At 44.2% G+C, this 15,349-nt stretch carries 15 protein-coding genes and 1 pseudogene; 7 read left to right on the plus strand and 9 right to left on the minus strand.

The window, feature by feature from the left end; all coding sequences use genetic code 11:
• Positions 1 to 245: 245 nt before the first annotated feature.
• Positions 246 to 1,217, minus strand: coding sequence for an octaprenyl diphosphate synthase (gene ispB, locus QTN95_RS16325; protein ID WP_138970718.1), 972 nt, complete (start codon positions 1,215 to 1,217; stop codon positions 246 to 248).
• A 271-nt stretch (positions 1,218 to 1,488) separates the two neighbouring features.
• On the opposite strand from ispB, the gene rplU reads away from it, so the two are divergent.
• From rplU to folA, 6 genes are all read left to right on the plus strand, one after another.
• Positions 1,489 to 1,800 (plus strand): 50S ribosomal protein L21, encoded by a 312-nt coding sequence (gene rplU / locus QTN95_RS16330; RefSeq protein ID WP_005383096.1) that lies wholly within the window; start codon positions 1,489 to 1,491, stop codon positions 1,798 to 1,800.
• Between the two features lie 20 nt (positions 1,801 to 1,820).
• Positions 1,821 to 2,078 (plus strand): 50S ribosomal protein L27, encoded by a 258-nt coding sequence (gene rpmA, locus QTN95_RS16335; RefSeq protein WP_004409945.1) that lies wholly within the window; start codon positions 1,821 to 1,823, stop codon positions 2,076 to 2,078.
• Positions 2,079 to 2,356: 278 nt separating this feature from the next.
• Complete coding sequence (cgtA, locus tag QTN95_RS16340) at positions 2,357 to 3,529, plus strand: Obg family GTPase CgtA (RefSeq protein ID WP_138970719.1); 1,173 nt, start codon at positions 2,357 to 2,359, stop codon at positions 3,527 to 3,529.
• Positions 3,530 to 3,799: 270 nt separating this feature from the next.
• Positions 3,800 to 4,567: a threonine/serine exporter family protein gene (locus QTN95_RS16345; protein WP_138970720.1), complete on the plus strand. Its 768-nt coding sequence runs from the start codon at positions 3,800 to 3,802 to the stop codon at positions 4,565 to 4,567.
• The gene (locus QTN95_RS16350) at positions 4,564 to 5,037 is read left to right on the plus strand and encodes a threonine/serine exporter family protein (protein ID WP_331418195.1); all 474 of its coding nucleotides are present in this window, start codon (positions 4,564 to 4,566) and stop codon (positions 5,035 to 5,037) included. The genes QTN95_RS16345 and QTN95_RS16350 overlap by 4 nt, the downstream gene beginning before the upstream one ends.
• Positions 5,038 to 5,057: 20 nt before the next feature.
• The gene (gene folA, locus QTN95_RS16355) at positions 5,058 to 5,537 is read left to right on the plus strand and encodes a type 3 dihydrofolate reductase (protein WP_331418196.1); all 480 of its coding nucleotides are present in this window, start codon (positions 5,058 to 5,060) and stop codon (positions 5,535 to 5,537) included.
• Between the two features lie 231 nt (positions 5,538 to 5,768).
• Here folA and apaH read toward each other — a convergent pair whose 3' ends face one another.
• The 6 genes from apaH to lptD form a co-directional block, all read right to left on the minus strand.
• Positions 5,769 to 6,584, minus strand: coding sequence for a bis(5'-nucleosyl)-tetraphosphatase (symmetrical) ApaH (apaH, locus tag QTN95_RS16360; protein ID WP_331418197.1), 816 nt, complete (start codon positions 6,582 to 6,584; stop codon positions 5,769 to 5,771).
• Between the two features lie 9 nt (positions 6,585 to 6,593).
• Positions 6,594 to 6,971, minus strand: a complete 378-nt coding sequence (apaG, locus tag QTN95_RS16365; RefSeq protein WP_331418198.1) for a Co2+/Mg2+ efflux protein ApaG — start codon at positions 6,969 to 6,971, stop codon at positions 6,594 to 6,596.
• Positions 6,972 to 7,039: 68 nt separating this feature from the next.
• Complete coding sequence (gene rsmA / locus QTN95_RS16370) at positions 7,040 to 7,846, minus strand: 16S rRNA (adenine(1518)-N(6)/adenine(1519)-N(6))-dimethyltransferase RsmA (RefSeq protein WP_138970725.1); 807 nt, start codon at positions 7,844 to 7,846, stop codon at positions 7,040 to 7,042.
• A 12-nt stretch (positions 7,847 to 7,858) separates the two neighbouring features.
• Positions 7,859 to 8,851: a 4-hydroxythreonine-4-phosphate dehydrogenase PdxA gene (pdxA, locus tag QTN95_RS16375; RefSeq protein WP_331418199.1), complete on the minus strand. Its 993-nt coding sequence runs from the start codon at positions 8,849 to 8,851 to the stop codon at positions 7,859 to 7,861.
• Positions 8,841 to 10,139: a peptidylprolyl isomerase SurA gene (gene surA / locus QTN95_RS16380; RefSeq protein WP_331418200.1), complete on the minus strand. Its 1,299-nt coding sequence runs from the start codon at positions 10,137 to 10,139 to the stop codon at positions 8,841 to 8,843. The genes pdxA and surA overlap by 11 nt, the downstream gene beginning before the upstream one ends.
• A gap of 54 nt (positions 10,140 to 10,193) precedes the next feature.
• Positions 10,194 to 12,611, minus strand: coding sequence for an LPS assembly protein LptD (lptD, locus tag QTN95_RS16385; RefSeq protein ID WP_331418201.1), 2,418 nt, complete (start codon positions 12,609 to 12,611; stop codon positions 10,194 to 10,196).
• A 148-nt stretch (positions 12,612 to 12,759) separates the two neighbouring features.
• Between lptD and djlA the strand changes: the two genes are divergently transcribed.
• Positions 12,760 to 13,614, plus strand: coding sequence for a co-chaperone DjlA (gene djlA, locus QTN95_RS16390; protein ID WP_138970729.1), 855 nt, complete (start codon positions 12,760 to 12,762; stop codon positions 13,612 to 13,614).
• Between the two features lie 581 nt (positions 13,615 to 14,195).
• Here djlA and QTN95_RS16395 read toward each other — a convergent pair.
• Both QTN95_RS16395 and QTN95_RS16400 read right to left on the minus strand, forming a co-directional pair.
• Entirely contained in the window at positions 14,196 to 15,020 is an 825-nt protein-coding gene (locus QTN95_RS16395) for a hypothetical protein (protein WP_331418202.1), read from the minus strand.
• A 200-nt stretch (positions 15,021 to 15,220) separates the two neighbouring features.
• Positions 15,221 to 15,349 (minus strand): annotated as a pseudogene (locus QTN95_RS16400) (ISAs1 family transposase); the annotation flags it as partial.

Consider the following 15,349-nt stretch of genomic DNA (forward strand, 5'->3'; position numbering starts at 1 on the left):
CCAACTTAACATTTCAGATTTAAAATGGCTGGATCGCAAATCATTTGTTTTAGTTATGACTATATAAGGAATACTGCTAGTTTTATTAAGCGGGTAAGGTGTTGCTAAAAGCTTGGTCAAAACAAGTTATGTGCAGTACCAAGTCAAGTTTACCTTCGTTTATGCTGCTCTGGGATACACTCTTGTCACCAAGAGAAAACGGGAACCGTAAGGTTCCCGTTGTTGTGACTCAATCAATTGAGTGCTTAGCTAGTGCGGTGTACCGACATATGCGCGAGAGTAATTAGTGCCTGCTTGTAAACGGATTCTTCTAACACATCCAATTGCGCGATCGCTTTGTCTGCTTCTTGATAAGCTTTTTGGCGGGTGTATTCCAAAGAGCCAGTCTCTTCCATTGCTGCGAGAATGTCGTTAAGACGCTCCATACCATTGGCTTTTTCAATCGCTTCATGAATCATGGCGGTTTGCTGTGCCGTGCCATGCTGCATTGCGTATAAAAGAGGCAATGTTGGTTTACCTTCGGCTAAGTCGTCACCGACATTTTTGCCCATCTCTTCACCGTCAGAGGTGTAATCCATAACATCATCGATAAGTTGGAATGCAGTACCTAGATATTTCCCGTAGTTTTGCAGTGCCAGTTCAACTTCGGCGGGTGCATCGCAGAGGATGGCACCAATTTGTGTCGCGGCTTCAAAAAGACGTGCTGTTTTCGAGTAGATAACTTGCATGTAGCTTTCTTCAGTCGTGTCGGGATCATTACAGTTCATTAGTTGTAGAACTTCACCCTCAGCAATCACGTTTACCGCATCACTCATCAGCTTGAGGATCTTCAAAGATCCCAGTTCTGTCATCATCTGGAATGAGCGAGTGTAAATAAAGTCTCCAACTAACACACTCGCCGCGTTACCAAACGCAGCGTTGGCCGTTGCTTTGCCGCGTCGCATATCAGACTCATCGACCACATCGTCATGAAGTAGGGTGGCGGTGTGAATGAACTCAATAAAGGCTGCGGAAGTGGTGTGAGCCTCTCCCTGATAACCGAGTGCACGTGCTGATAAAACAGCAAGTAATGGACGGATACGTTTGCCGCCTCCACTAACGATGTAGAAACCAAGTTGATTGATTAAAGAGACATCAGAGTTGAGTTGAGCGTGAATTGTTTCGTTCACTTTTGCCATGTCATCGGCGGTGAGTGCTTGGATAGCTTTAAAATCCATTGTAAATCCGGCTGAGGTTAGAACTAGTAAGGTATTCTTATCTACTTTAATCGTTGAATAATACACTAAAAAACGTTGATTAATACATGGTTAACGGGCATCATTTGGGCACTTTTCATTGGCGATTAGCTTTTCGCCAATTTTTTCAAAATATGGCTTGTCATAGGTGCGACCTTTCTGTAGAATCTGCGCCCTATTGATGATTAGTTTAGCGCACACCCTTAATGCTCAAAAAATAGCATACGGCTGTGCGGAAAAAGCGGAGTAAGATATGTACGCTGTTTTCCAATCTGGTGGTAAACAACACCGTGTAAGCGAAGGTCAAACTCTTCGTTTAGAGAAATTAGACGTTGAAACTGGTGCAACAGTTGAATTTGATAAAGTTCTTCTTGTAGCTAACGGTGAAGACATTAAAGTTGGTGCTCCTCTAGTAGAGGGTGGTAAAATTGTTGCTGAAGTAGTACAACACGGTCGTGGCGATAAAGTTAAAATCGTTAAGTTCCGTCGTCGTAAGCACTCTCGTAAGCAACAGGGTCACCGTCAGTGGTTCACGGAAGTGAAAATCACTGGTATCAACGCTTAATCGATTAGGAGAGTTTAACAATGGCACACAAAAAAGCTGGTGGTTCTACTCGTAACGGCCGCGATTCAGAAAGCAAACGTCTAGGTGTTAAGCGTTTCGGTGGTGAGTCTGTTCTTGCAGGTAACATCATCGTTCGTCAACGTGGTACTAAGTTCCACGCTGGCACTAACGTTGGTATCGGTAAAGACCACACTCTTTTCGCTCTTACTGAAGGTAAAGTGAAATTTGAAGTGAAAGGTCCTAAAAACCGTAAATTCGTTAGCATCGAAGCTGAGTAATTAAACTCCTGTTTAATTATTAGCTTTAAAGCTGAATTCAAAAGCCCTGCCGATTCGGCGGGGTTTTTTATTTATGGTAGTAGGAATAGATACTAAGGCACTTTGAAAAAAGTCCCTCATTATATATTCCTAAGTGGCAGGACGATCGAAGATCAAGGTGATCGATCTGAAAATGGAATCTGCTAGAATTTATATCATTCACTTCGGTGTCCATGATTGAAGTTTGAGATGATATTTGCAACGCAGCTATGGCACATAGCATAAGGGCGGAGTAAGAGATGAAATTCGTTGATGAAGCGGTAGTAAAAGTTCAAGCCGGTGATGGCGGTAACGGTGTAGTGAGTTTCTGGCGTGAGAAATTCGTTACGAAAGGTGGTCCTGATGGCGGTGACGGTGGCGATGGTGGCGATGTCTACATCCAAGCTGATGAAAACCTGAATACTCTGATTGATTATCGCTTCCAGCGCTTCTATGAAGCGGAACGTGGTGAGAATGGTCGCGGTGGTAACTGTACCGGTAAGCGTGGTAAAGACAAAGTTCTACGAGTACCAGTTGGCACACGCGCGGTTGATATCCACACAAATGAGATCGTTGCTGAAGTCGCTGAGCATGGCAAAAAAGTCATGGTTGCAAAAGGCGGCTGGCATGGTTTAGGTAACACGCGTTTTAAGTCTTCTGTGAACCGTGCGCCACGCCAAAAGACATTAGGTACTAAAGGTGAAATCCGTGAGATTCGTTTAGAGCTATTGTTGCTTGCTGATGTTGGTATGCTAGGTTTGCCTAATGCAGGTAAGTCTACCTTTATTCGTGCGGTCTCGGCTGCAAAACCGAAAGTGGCAGACTACCCATTTACGACACTAATTCCAAGTCTTGGTGTGGTTAGTGTGGTTGCAGAAAAGAGCTTTGTCGTTGCTGATATTCCTGGATTGATCGAAGGTGCAGCGGATGGAGCAGGCCTAGGTATTCGCTTCTTGAAGCACCTAGAACGCTGTCGTGTGTTACTACACATGATCGATATCATGCCAATTGATCAAAGTGATCCGGTTGAGAATGCATTAACGATCATTGATGAGCTAGAGCAATACAGTGAGAAGTTGGCTGCGAAGCCACGTTGGTTGATCTTCAACAAGGTTGATTTAATGCCTGAAGAAGAAGCCAACGAAGTGATCCAAAATATTCTGGATGCCCTAGGTTGGGAAGATGATTATTACAAGATCTCAGCAGTGAACAAGCAAGGCACGAAAGAATTGTGCTACAAGCTTGCTGACTTTATGGAAAATCTACCTCGTGAAGAACAAGAACTTTCTGAGGAAGAAAAAGTCGACTTTATGTGGGATGACTACCATAAGGATGCGATGGCTGGTAAAGATGTTATCACAGAAGATGAAGACGACTGGGATGACTGGGACGATGAAGAAGATGACGGTCACGTTGTCTACGTTCGCGATTAACCGTGCATAATATTCAAAGCCGCAATATCAATTGCGGCTTTTTTGTGTCTAAATCAAATCTTCAAAGCGTATTTCAACGCAAAATATACAAGTTCAAACTCTGCCATACGGCGAGCGGTTTGGATAACTGTGCAGGAAAAATCGCTCGGCTCAGGATAGAGAGTGTCGTTGTTGATTTGGTGACAAACCTTATCATGGCTCTGAGTGGTTTTGATCAGCTTGAATGACTAGGTAATCATTCACGTTGGTATAAAGGAGTAGAAAAAAATCATGGCATCAAAACAGCGAGCGGTTTCTCGTTTAGTTGCCCAAGCAGGGCAAATGTTGTTAGCACACGGTGCAGAAAGTACTCTCGTTGGTGACCTAATGCGTCGCTTTGGCCTTGCCGCTGGAATGGATGAGGTGGAAGTCTCTCTTTCTGCCAGCTCTCTAGTGGTTACCACGGTTTATCAAGAACACTGTATAACAACGGCGCGACGATGTCCGGATCGTGGCATTAACATGTGGGCCATTACGCAGGTACAGCGTATTTGTATCATGCTGGAGCGGGGAATCATCGATTATCCTCTTGCCCAGCAGAAACTTGATAAGGTCAGCCCAGAGCGATACAACCGCTGGCTTGTGGTCTTTATGATTGGTTTATCTTGTGCTGCATTCAGCCGTTTAGCTGGAGGTGATTGGCTGGTTTTTACCATGACTTTTATCGCTTCCGCTGTTGGTATGGTCGTTCGCCAAGAGATCGGTCACCGCCATTTTAACCCTTTAATGAATTTTGCGGCGACGGCCTTTGTCACAACCGTTGTTTCAGCTCAAGCCGTGATTTACCAGTTAGGGAATTCACCGTCATTGGTGATGGCTTCGTCTGTCTTAATGCTTGTTCCAGGATTCCCTCTAATCAACTCGGTCGCTGACATGCTAAAGGGTTACGTTAACATGGGGATTGCTCGTTTTGTTATGGCAAGTTTACTCACTTTAGCGACCAGTTTAGGCATCGTAGCTGCAATGAGTTTAGTTGGGGTTTGGGGGTGGGTCGCATGATCTTTGTCGATCTTCTTGTTGGTCTCATCAATGATATGTTATTTGCTGCAATTCCGGCGGTGGGATTCGCGTTAGTATTCAATGTCCCACAGAAAGCACTGGTCTACTGCGCACTTGGTGGAGCTATCGGTCATGGCTCGCGTTATTTGATGATGCATTTTGGTATTCCGATCGAGTGGGCGACGTTCTTTGCTGCCATGCTGGTGAGTATGGTTGGTATCCATTGGTCTGCTCGATTTTTAGCTCATCCCAAAGTCTTCACTGTGGCAGCATTAATTCCTATGGTGCCTGGTGTCTTTGCTTTTAAAGCTATGATTGCATTAGTTGAGCTCAACCACCGTGGTTATTCTCCCGAATTAGTTGCCATGTTGATGGAAAACTTTCTCAAGGCAATGTTTATAATTGCAGGATTAGCGGTTGGCTTAGCTATGCCAGGGTTGTTATTCTACCGCCGCAAACCAATCGTTTAGGGATACAGGAGAGTAGTAGAATGATCATTAGCATGATTGCCGCGATGGCACATGATCGCATCATAGGTAAAGATAACCAGATGCCTTGGCACCTTCCGGCTGATTTTGCTTGGTTTAAGCGTTGTACTATGGGTAAACCAGTAATTATGGGACGGAAAACCTATGAGTCTATTGGACGCCCGCTTCCTGGAAGAGAGAATATCGTGATCAGTCGCGATGCCTCACTGGTTATCGAAGGTGTTACAACCGTGACCTCAATCGATGAGGCTCTGTCCGTAGCAGGTGATGTAGAAGAAGTGATGATCATTGGGGGGGGAACCATTTACCAAGCCTGCTTACCAAAAGCGCAAAAGCTATATGTGACGCATATTGATGTGCAAGTTGATGGTGATACTCAATTCCCTGCTTGGAATGATGATTTTCTAGAAGTCCATTCTGAAGCTTATCAGGCGGACGAGAATAACGCTTATGACATGCGTTTTGTGGTTTTAGAAAGATAGTGATGAGAGCGGGCGCGTCCAGCGAGAACGCTTCGCTCCGAGATCGGGCTTCGCCCTGCGAGAATTTAGAACGGACTTCGTCCTTCGAGAGGGGGGGTGTGATGAGTGAGTCTAAAGTTGCAGGCCGTGCTGGCTTCTATTTAATTGCCTGAGTTTAAAAGAACAGGTTTGACACATGGCGTCAAACCTTAAAAATTTACTCGCTACTCGCTACTCGCTACTCGCTACTCGCTACTCGCTACTCGCTAACGCTTCTTGCGTAAAGAAACGCTTATCTTCCCAGCGTAACATGGTCAGTTTCCCACCCCAGACACAGCCAGTATCCAGGCCTATCACCTCTTTACCTTCGTAGCCTTCTAATGCTGCCCAGTGACCAAACAGTACGGTTTTATCTAACTTGATTCTTTGTTGCAGTTTAAACCAAGGCACCAGACTGTGATTCTTGACGTCTTTGGGCGGGAGTTTGCACTCCATGTCTAATCTTCCTTGCGCATCGCAAAAGCGCATGCGGGTGAATGCGTTGATGATATAGCGGTAACGCTCAATGCCTTGTAGTGTATTGGACCAGAGATCAGGTTGGTTAGCGTACATATTCTCTATTAACCAAGGCCACTCGTCACTGTGTAGGATGGCTTCCACTTCTCTGGCAGCGACACGCGCTTGATCTAATGTCCACTGGGGAGATATTCCTGCGTGGCACATGACAAATTCATCATGTTCCGCAAAGAGAGGTTGATGGCGTAGCCAATTGAGCAACTCATGCTTATCTTCCGCGGCAAAGATCGCTGCGGTTTTGTCTTTCTTTTTGACTTTGAATAGCCCAAGTGAAACGGCAAGGAGATGGAGGTCGTGATTTCCTAGTACCACCTTAGCACAGGGGCCTAGCGAGCGAACAAAACGCAATACCTCAAGTGACTTTGGACCTCGGGCGACAAGATCGCCCGCAAGCCAGAGTGAGTCATGCTTGCGATCAAATTTAACTTTATCAAGTAACAGTAAGAGTTCGTCTAAGCAACCTTGAAGATCGCCGACAATGTATGTCGCCACAGTGATGTCCTAATTTAAAATATTTGGGATAGCGAGTCTGAAAGGTTCGATTTCGGTAACGAATTCTTGTCCAGTGGCATCGTGCATAATGTATTGGCCTTGCATTACACCAACAGGGGTCTCGATAACGGTGCCACTATTATAGGTGTATTCATCATTGGCCGCGATGACGGGTTGTTGACCTACAACACCTTCACCTTCTACGGTCATCTGTTTGCCATTAGCGTCGGTAATTAGCCAGCGTCTAGCGATGAGTTGTACTGATTGCTGACTGAGATTTTTGATGGTGATGATATAAGCAAAAACGTAACGTTTTGCATCCGGATGGGATTGGTCGGCAATGTATTTGGTATGAACTTGGACTTTTATACACGGGGTAGCTTCCATGTGAACTCCTATGTAAAGTCAAAAAGGTGATAAACCATGGGTCTACCACCTTTTTATATTAGCTGAAATTATTTGTGGTTAGCATCTAACCAGTTTGCCATTCCAACGAATTGTTCTAGCGTTAGGTTCTCAGGGCGCATTCCTGGGTTAATGCCTAGTTGCTCTAGTTCCTCAGCGCTTAATAAGCCTTTGTAGCAGTTACGCACGGTTTTACGGCGCTGATTGAAGCCTTCACGGCAAACGCGATCTAACCATTTTAGACTGCTTGCTGGGTGAGGAAGGTTTTCATAAGGCACCAAACGAACTACCGCTGAATCGACTTTAGGTGGTGGAACAAACGCCGTAGGGGGTACTTCGAGTACTGGTACGACTTTACAGAAGTACTGTGCCATGACGGTAAGACGACCGTAAGCTTTCGTACCAGGGCCTGCGGCTAGGCGGTTTACCACCTCTTTTTGAAGCATAAAGTGCATGTCTTGGATGTCTTTATGGAATTCAAAAAGATGGAACATCAGCGGAGTTGAGATGTTGTATGGCAGGTTACCAAAAATACGTAACTTGTTGTTTGGCTTCACTAACTGCGCAAAATCAAAGCGCATCGCATCGCCTTCGTGAATCGTCAGTTTGTCGCCCAAGTCAGGGTGATTGCGCAGACGTTCAGCAAGATCGCGGTCAAGCTCTATAACCGTAAACTTGTCTACTTCTTTACCAACAGGTTCAGTGATAGCACCAAGACCTGGGCCGATTTCTACTAGGTTCTGACCCGGTTTTGGGTTGATCGCAGAGACTATTCCATCAATGATGTATGGATCGTTAAGGAAGTTTTGACCAAAGCGTTTTCTTGCTTTGTGCCCTAAGTGGACATCGTTTCTCATAGTATTCTCAAGTTAATTCGATTTCTTATCGACTAGCTCTATTGCATGAGCTAAAGCCGTTCGGAAGCTTCCTGTATCCGCATTGCCTGTCCCTGCTAGGTCAAGAGCGGTGCCGTGATCAACGGAGGTCCTAATAAATGGCAGGCCTAAAGTGATATTCACTGAGCGGCCAAAGCCTTTGTATTTTAATACAGGAAGTACCTGATCATGGTACATCCCAAGTACGGCATCAGCATCTTCAAGATATTTCTCATTGAAGATAGTATCGGCAGGTAAAGGACCAATTAGGTTGATTCCTTTCGTCTGACGCAGTCTTTCTAATGTGGGAGTGATGGTTTCTATTTCCTCTCTTCCGAGGCAGCCATCTTCTCCTGCATGTGGATTAAGTCCACACACATAGATTTTAGGTGACGTTATTGCAAATTTCTCAACGAGATCCTTGTTCAGAATATCTATGATGAGTTCTAGCCTTTCCTCTGTCACCGCTTTAGATACATAAGCCAGTGGGATATGCGTTGTCACCAAAGCGACACGTAAACCTTCCGTTGCAAGCATCATCACGACTAGTGGTGTGTTTGACTTCTCAGCAAAGAATTCAGTATGACCACTAAAGGCGACGCCTGCGCGGTTAATGACCCCCTTATGCACAGGGCCGGTGACAATAGCATCAAATTCACCATTCATACAGCCTAAAGCGGCTCTTTCTAGTGTTTTTAACACGTAGTGGCCATTGGCTTCATCCAACTTCCCCGCAACGGCTGGGTTGGTTAAAGGTATGTGGTCAACCACCAATGAGCCTGCTTGCTGAGGGATAATCGGCGATTCAGACTGGTAGTCAATCAGCTCGACATCAATATTCAACTGCTTAGCTCGTTCTGCCAGCATAAATTTGTCTGCGCAAACCACGATTTGGTGAGCCCAACTCTCTTTCGACTGAGCCAATACCAAATCAGGGCCGATACCCGCAGGTTCACCAGCGGTAACTATGATGCGTTTAACGCTCATCTTGAGTCTCATCTTTAATGATTTCAACGTAGGCACTGGCGCGCATTTCCTGAAGCCAAGTGCTCGCTTCTTCGTTGAACTTACGGTTAAACAAGATGCGGTAAGCTTTGTTCTTTAATGCTGAATCCGTGCGATCTACTTCGCGACGATCAAGGACTTCTACAATGTGCCACCCGTGAACCGTTTTAAAGGGTTGGCTGATTTGACCAACAGGTAGAGTATCAATTTGATGTTTGAACTCAGGTACATAGAGTTCTGAAGTTTGATAGCCTAGTTCACCATCTTGGGCGGCTGAACCTGGATCTTGGCTATATTGCTGTGCCATTTCACCAAATGTCGCTTTACCTGAAGTAATACGTTGAGTGATCTCTTTTAGCTCTTTCTGGACGCCTTCATCGCTTAAGATGACCGTTGGCTTAATCAGAATATGGCGCGCATTAACTTCAGTCACAGCGACCGTTTCTAAGCCTTTGATGTCTTCAATTTTGAGGATATGGAAGCCAACGCCGCTACGGAAGGGGCCGATAATACTGCCTTTATTCTGTAAATTGATTTGGTCAGCAAAAATAGTCGGCATCTCTTCTTTACGCATCCACCCCCAGTCACCACCCTGTAGTGCTTTAGGGCCTTTAGAGTAGGTGTAAGCCATGGTGCTAAAGTCGGCCCCGTTTTTCAGTTGCTCCGCTAACTGCTTGGCTTGCTTCTCGATGGCGGCTTTATCGTCACCATCATTAACGCGCAGTTGGATATGCCCAATTTTGTATTGAACCGTTGCATTCGTTTCTTTGGCCAAGATATTGGCTAGGTTATCCACTTCTGCGGGTAAAATGTTAATGCGGCGGCGGACAAGAGCATTACGCGCTTCACTTGCGGCGATTTCTTTGCGGATTTGTTCACGAAACTCAGCATAACTCAGACCTTCTTCTGCAATAGAGACACTAAGTTGTTCGATTGTTTGCTGATTATTTTTGGCAATTTCTGCGATTGCTTCATTCAAGCGGCTATCATCAATACGCACACCGATACGTTGCGCTTCTTGCTGCTGAATGGTGTCGACAATCAGTTTTTCAGTGACTTGCTTTCTTAGTATCTGCTCAGAGGGTAAAGCCTGACCGCTTTTTTTTGCATTTGCCTTTAGCGTTTTTAGTGATGTTTCAATGTCACTTTGTAGCACAACACCGCTATTCACAATGACAGCGATGTTATCTAGTGCAACGGGCTGTGCATAAACAGTATTTACTGTACTGCTTGCAAACATAGCCAATAACGCGTGTTTCCAAAATTTCATTCAAGAACCTATAAAATATATCGAGCCTGCGGGGTTAGACAGCAGGCTCTCGAATTAGTTGTTTAAGAAAAATGGGCGACCGTAACCTAGAGAGTTACCAGCACTGTCTAGACCCGCTAAACCAGAACCTGCACCAATCTTAGTCCCAAAGCCTATGATGCCGAAGTTCAGACTAAAGTTGTTTTCGTAGGTTGGGTTAGCATTGGGGTAACTTGAGAAGCTAGGATCCCAACTTTGCAGCTGCTTGCTGTAGGTAAAGCCGATGTACCAACAATCTGATGTGTAGTTCAAGCGCGCTAGCCACTCTAACGCTTCTTCGGTCGTTAAGTCATAGAAGTATTGTGCACTGGTATTCCAGTTGCGATTAATCTGATATCCAGCGAGTAAGCCTACTTGAGATATGCCATCAACGGTTATATCTTTTACATTGATATTTCCTTTACCTTCATCAGCACATTCACCCACTGTACAATCTAGATACTTTTTGGATACATAACGATAGTTGCTTTGGAGGTAACCGCCATTGAAACGGTATTCTAGTGTACTGTTACCTAACTGAACTTCGCTTGTGTCAATATCGTATTGAACCCCACCGTGATAGAACAAATAGTCATCATAGTTGAAGTCGACTTCAACCGCCCAAGCGGAATAATTGGATTTAGATGTAGTATCTGGTTTGTCTGTTTCACCAGTGTTTTTTCTGACGTTTTTGTCGATGTAGAAAATTTGACCAAATGAGATATTGAGTCTTTCTTTATATCCGTCATCAAAGAAGCGAGTCGAAGCACCATAACTAAATTGGTTTGCTTCCGCAATTTTGTCTACGCCGCTATATTTGCGGCTGCGGAATAGCCCATAGTAGTCGGTTTGCAATAGAGTTGTGTCGTAGTCACCAATATTGTTTTGATCTTTTTCAGGCACGTACACATATTGAATTTGCGGTTCAAGTGTTTGGGTGTAATTGTCAAACACTGCCGTATCACGCTCCAATACAACGGCTGCGTGAGAGCGAAACTCAGGAATCACACGTGATACATTCTCTTCAAGGCCGTAATAAGGGTTATCAATCGAATTCCCTGAAGTGTCAGTTGTTTTTTGCGAAGCCGTGTCAACGCCATCCAAGTCCTGTTGATAGTAGGTACCAAGAAGTCTCGCTTCTGTTGTCCAAGTTCCCCAAGTCGTACCAATTGGCATCGTCAACCCAGGTTCTACGTGAACGCGAGTCGCCGATGGTTTACCTTGTGCATCGGTATCAAAACGAGAGATATGGCTGGTCATATCAAAGTCTAAATAGCGCATCAATTCTGGTGCGTAATAGTTAAACTGTAATTGAGGTAATAAGCGATAAGGCAAGTTATTGCCAGTTGTTAGCACTTGGAAGTCTCGAGCTAACAATGACGCATCCCAGTTATCAGAGCGGTAAGTGGCCTCCATTTCTTGGATAAGCTGACCATCTTCTTTATTACCTATGCTTGAATCGATATCGGTGAAATAACGGATATCACTCACTTTGGAGTAGTCAGCAGTAAACTTCCAGTTCTCTTGGTAAATACCACTGTGTTCTAACTGGAAGCCCCAGCGATCGCCGTACTCAGGATACTTTTTATCATCTGGGAGGTATTCAGATTTCAGCGTGCTGTAGCCAAAATCAGACAAGAAACGAAATTCACTGTTTAACTGAGTGCCACGTTCCTGCATATACTTGAGCGTGGTTTCCAAATCGTAGTTTGGCGCTAAGTTCCAATAGATTGGAACTTCCATTTCAAAGCCATCACTCGAACCATACGAAACGGTTGGATAGAGGAAACCCGTTTTACGCGTATCACCAATAGGTACAGTGAGAAATGGCAGATAAAATACAGGTACGTTGACAATCTCGAAGCGTGGATTGTAGAAAGTGGCTTCTTCTTCATCTTGGTCAATATCAATGCTTGAAGCACGCATGCGCCACGAACTATCACCTTCTGGACATGAAGTGATGGTGCCGTCTTCAATTTCATAGACAGCTTTACCAGTCTTAGCTACATAGACGGCTTCACCTCGGCCAGGCTCACATAAGAACTGATAGTTGGTATTTTCTAAAGTGACATAATCAGTGTTGAGGTTGTTGGTCGCTTTATCAGAAATAGTTTTGACTTCACCATCGCTGAAAGTCACATTACCTTCAGCGACGACGATGTTTTCTTTCTGGTGCAAAGTCACGTTGTCAGCCTGCATGCGCTTTTTGCCTTGAACAACGACAACATTACCCCGATAGGTTGCTTTATCACCATTTATGGCTTCTAAACTATCGGCTTCAACATTGACCGGCTGTTGATTTGGGTTATCTGGCTCAGGTTCGTGGATCAAACATTGATCTATAGCGGGCAGTTCCTGCACACTATCGTCTAACATAGTTTCTGCTTGAGTCTGAGGCACTACAAAAGCAGCACTGATTGAAGCGGCTAACAAGGTGCGTGGAAAACGTAACATCGAGTTTTACTATCCTGTTGAACTTGATATATCCGGTGAATAGGTGACCGAATGTAGAATAAAACGGTCCTTATAATAAAGTAATTTACAGCTTACGGCACTATCAGACCGCTTCGTGAAGAAAAAATTCAGAGATTGAGAGCACATAATGCATATTTTCGGCAAAATTCTCGGCACATTTTTCGGTTTCCTATTTGGGGGAGCCTTTGGTGCTGTATTTGGTTTATTTTTAGGGCACCAATTCGATAAAGCACGACGTTTACGTATGGCGGGCTTTAATAGCGGTTTTGGCAGTGGTCCGAGTCAAGCCGAACGGCAAGAAGAGTTTTTTAAAGCGGCATTTGCGGTGATGGGGCATGTTGCCAAAGCAAAAGGGCAAGTTACGCGCGAAGAGATTCAACTTGCTACAACCATGATGGATCGCATGAATCTGCATGGTTCACAGCGCAAAGCTGCCCAAGATGCATTTCGAGAAGGCAAAGAGAGTGACTTCCCACTGGAGACCGTTTTAGAACGCGTGCGGATCTCTGCTGGTGGTCGTTTCGATCTAATGCAGTTCTTTCTCGAACTGCAGATCTCAGCTGCATTTGCCGATGGAGATGTTCACCCTAGTGAGCGTAACGTCTTACATAAGATAGCCCGTGGCCTTGGTTTTTCATCTGATCAGCTAGAACAGCGATTACGTATGCAAGAGGCGGCATTCCGCTTTCAGCAAGGCGGTTTTGGCGGCCAATCCGGTGGCAGCTATTCTAATCAGTCAGGCGGTAGTTGGCAGCAGGCTTCAACAGCAGACCAGTTGAGTGACGCGTATAAACTTTTGGGCGTTGATAGCAGCGCAGATGCTAAGAGTGTGAAACGTGCTTATCGTAAACTGATGAACGAACACCATCCAGATAAGTTGATGGCAAAAGGCCTACCACCTGAGATGATGAATGTTGCTAAAGAGAAGGCACAAGAGATCCAGAATGCTTATGATGTCATTAAGAAAGCCAAAGGTTTCTGAATTCGTTGAGTTTTGATTAATCACAAAAGCAAAAGGCCTGAGAAGCGACGTCCAATGATGCCCTCAACGATCTGACGCCATGGGAATATTTAATAAAGAATGAACAAGCCGACACCTCGAATTATGGGCGCAACTAATTAGGGGAGGTTTACAGAAACCCACACGAAACCAAAAATGTTTTTGGTGAATCACTCGTTACTCAAAAAAGCCTCAATAGACTCATTCACGCCAACAGTGGCTCACAGCACGCTACACTCTCCCCTAGCTGGGCAAGCTAATACCTATTTCACCATTAAATTATGCAAGGAGTATAAGTATCATTTAATGGTGCCTGTCCTTTAAGCCCATTACTTGATACGCTTTCACGCATAGTCAATGCTGTTGTTCGTCAGCAGCCGTACCCAAATGTGCTCGATCTTAAACACACGAGTTTTTACCTAAACACTTAGTCAACACGGTGCTGGTGAACGCTTACGGGTGAATAGTTACCAATCGAGCAAGCCTTAGTTTTCGAGTTAGTCCTAGCAGTCTTTAGAAAACTCAACCTCATTTATCACCGCAACAATGATGATTAGATCCAATTAAGAAGAATCTTTATTATTGAGCTTTGCTCTAAGGTTGTCTACAAACTCTCGCACTCTTCGCTTGTTATCTCCATGTAAATGACTTCCACATACTTCAGAGCGATATTGTATCTCAGGGGATGAATAAACTGGTAGTCTCACTTTCTCCAAACTCATTACGGTTCCAGCATTTGAACACTTATATGCCCTAGCATATGGTTTGATGAAATGGCGATTTTCTGGTCTAGTACTTCTCTCTAACTGTCCTTGAAGAAGTGAAAATAAAAGTGTTTCATGATGATTAGCAAACATTAAATGGCCGAACTCATGCTCAAGTACATAAGGCATAGCGCTGTCGGCCAAGAGTACAAAACTATCATTAAACTCCCAGTCAGTGATACCAGTATAACCCCCCTCAAAAATGTCATGACTCTCCGGAACAACGAATACATAATAGCTTTGTGGGTCACTTCTTAATTTAACAACCTCACTCTTTCCAATTTCTTCACTTCCTTTACTATGCAAATTCTCTAAGTAAATTTCACTTCCAGAAAATTTAAAATCAATGTATTCAATCGTTTCTAAGTCTCGTGTTAGGGGAATACATGTATTTTTCAATGTTTCATTTGAGAAAATAATTTGTTCTTTCGCTTTATCTTTAGTAAACGTATTAATAAGAGAAGAATCTACAAAATAATAAACCTTAGTTACTAAAATTTCTTCTTCAATATTGCAAGAAGGTGAATATAATTGATTTTTGTCGAAGGTCATGTAATCAGGAAGTGAACTAAAATAAACGAACAAAGAAAACACAACAAATAAAGCCACCAACCGCATATTCATTTTCCTCGTTCCTCCTGATTAACACAACTTTACAACGCCCAAACGACAATTTAAAACATCTTATTTTGTTAGCGCATTCTTATTTGTCTGCCATGACGAACGTATATGCTCAAAAGTAAACTGCGTTTGTTCAACAAAAGCAAATTTTAAATTTGGATTGCTTAAGGCTACTGCTACCGACAGGGCGACCGCATGAGTGTTTAATTTTTACCCACCGCGTTTAGGCCTTCACTCAAGACCGCCTCTAGCATCGCTGTGTTCATCATACAACGCTTCTGTTTTCCAACGATACTGAGTTTAGTCGGCTCTGTGCGCAACATATTCAACCC

Origin of the sequence: Vibrio sp. M260112 (genome assembly GCF_036533775.1) — a bacterium.
In the GTDB taxonomy this organism is placed as follows: Bacteria; Pseudomonadota; Gammaproteobacteria; order Enterobacterales; family Vibrionaceae; genus Vibrio.

Coding starts and splice junctions, on each gene's coding strand:
- ispB (WP_138970718.1), bottom strand. CDS start 1,217: ATGGATTTTAAAGCTATCCAAGCACTCACCGCCGATGACATGGCAAAA.
- rplU (WP_005383096.1), top strand. CDS start 1,489: ATGTACGCTGTTTTCCAATCTGGTGGTAAACAACACCGTGTAAGCGAA.
- rpmA (WP_004409945.1), top strand. CDS start 1,821: ATGGCACACAAAAAAGCTGGTGGTTCTACTCGTAACGGCCGCGATTCA.
- cgtA (WP_138970719.1), top strand. CDS start 2,357: ATGAAATTCGTTGATGAAGCGGTAGTAAAAGTTCAAGCCGGTGATGGC.
- QTN95_RS16345 (WP_138970720.1), top strand. CDS start 3,800: ATGGCATCAAAACAGCGAGCGGTTTCTCGTTTAGTTGCCCAAGCAGGG.
- QTN95_RS16350 (WP_331418195.1), top strand. CDS start 4,564: ATGATCTTTGTCGATCTTCTTGTTGGTCTCATCAATGATATGTTATTT.
- folA (WP_331418196.1), top strand. CDS start 5,058: ATGATCATTAGCATGATTGCCGCGATGGCACATGATCGCATCATAGGT.
- apaG (WP_331418198.1), bottom strand. CDS start 6,971: ATGGAAGCTACCCCGTGTATAAAAGTCCAAGTTCATACCAAATACATT.
- rsmA (WP_138970725.1), bottom strand. CDS start 7,846: ATGAGAAACGATGTCCACTTAGGGCACAAAGCAAGAAAACGCTTTGGT.
- pdxA (WP_331418199.1), bottom strand. CDS start 8,851: ATGAGCGTTAAACGCATCATAGTTACCGCTGGTGAACCTGCGGGTATC.
- surA (WP_331418200.1), bottom strand. CDS start 10,139: ATGAAATTTTGGAAACACGCGTTATTGGCTATGTTTGCAAGCAGTACA.
- lptD (WP_331418201.1), bottom strand. CDS start 12,611: ATGTTACGTTTTCCACGCACCTTGTTAGCCGCTTCAATCAGTGCTGCT.
- djlA (WP_138970729.1), top strand. CDS start 12,760: ATGCATATTTTCGGCAAAATTCTCGGCACATTTTTCGGTTTCCTATTT.
- QTN95_RS16395 (WP_331418202.1), bottom strand. CDS start 15,020: ATGAATATGCGGTTGGTGGCTTTATTTGTTGTGTTTTCTTTGTTCGTT.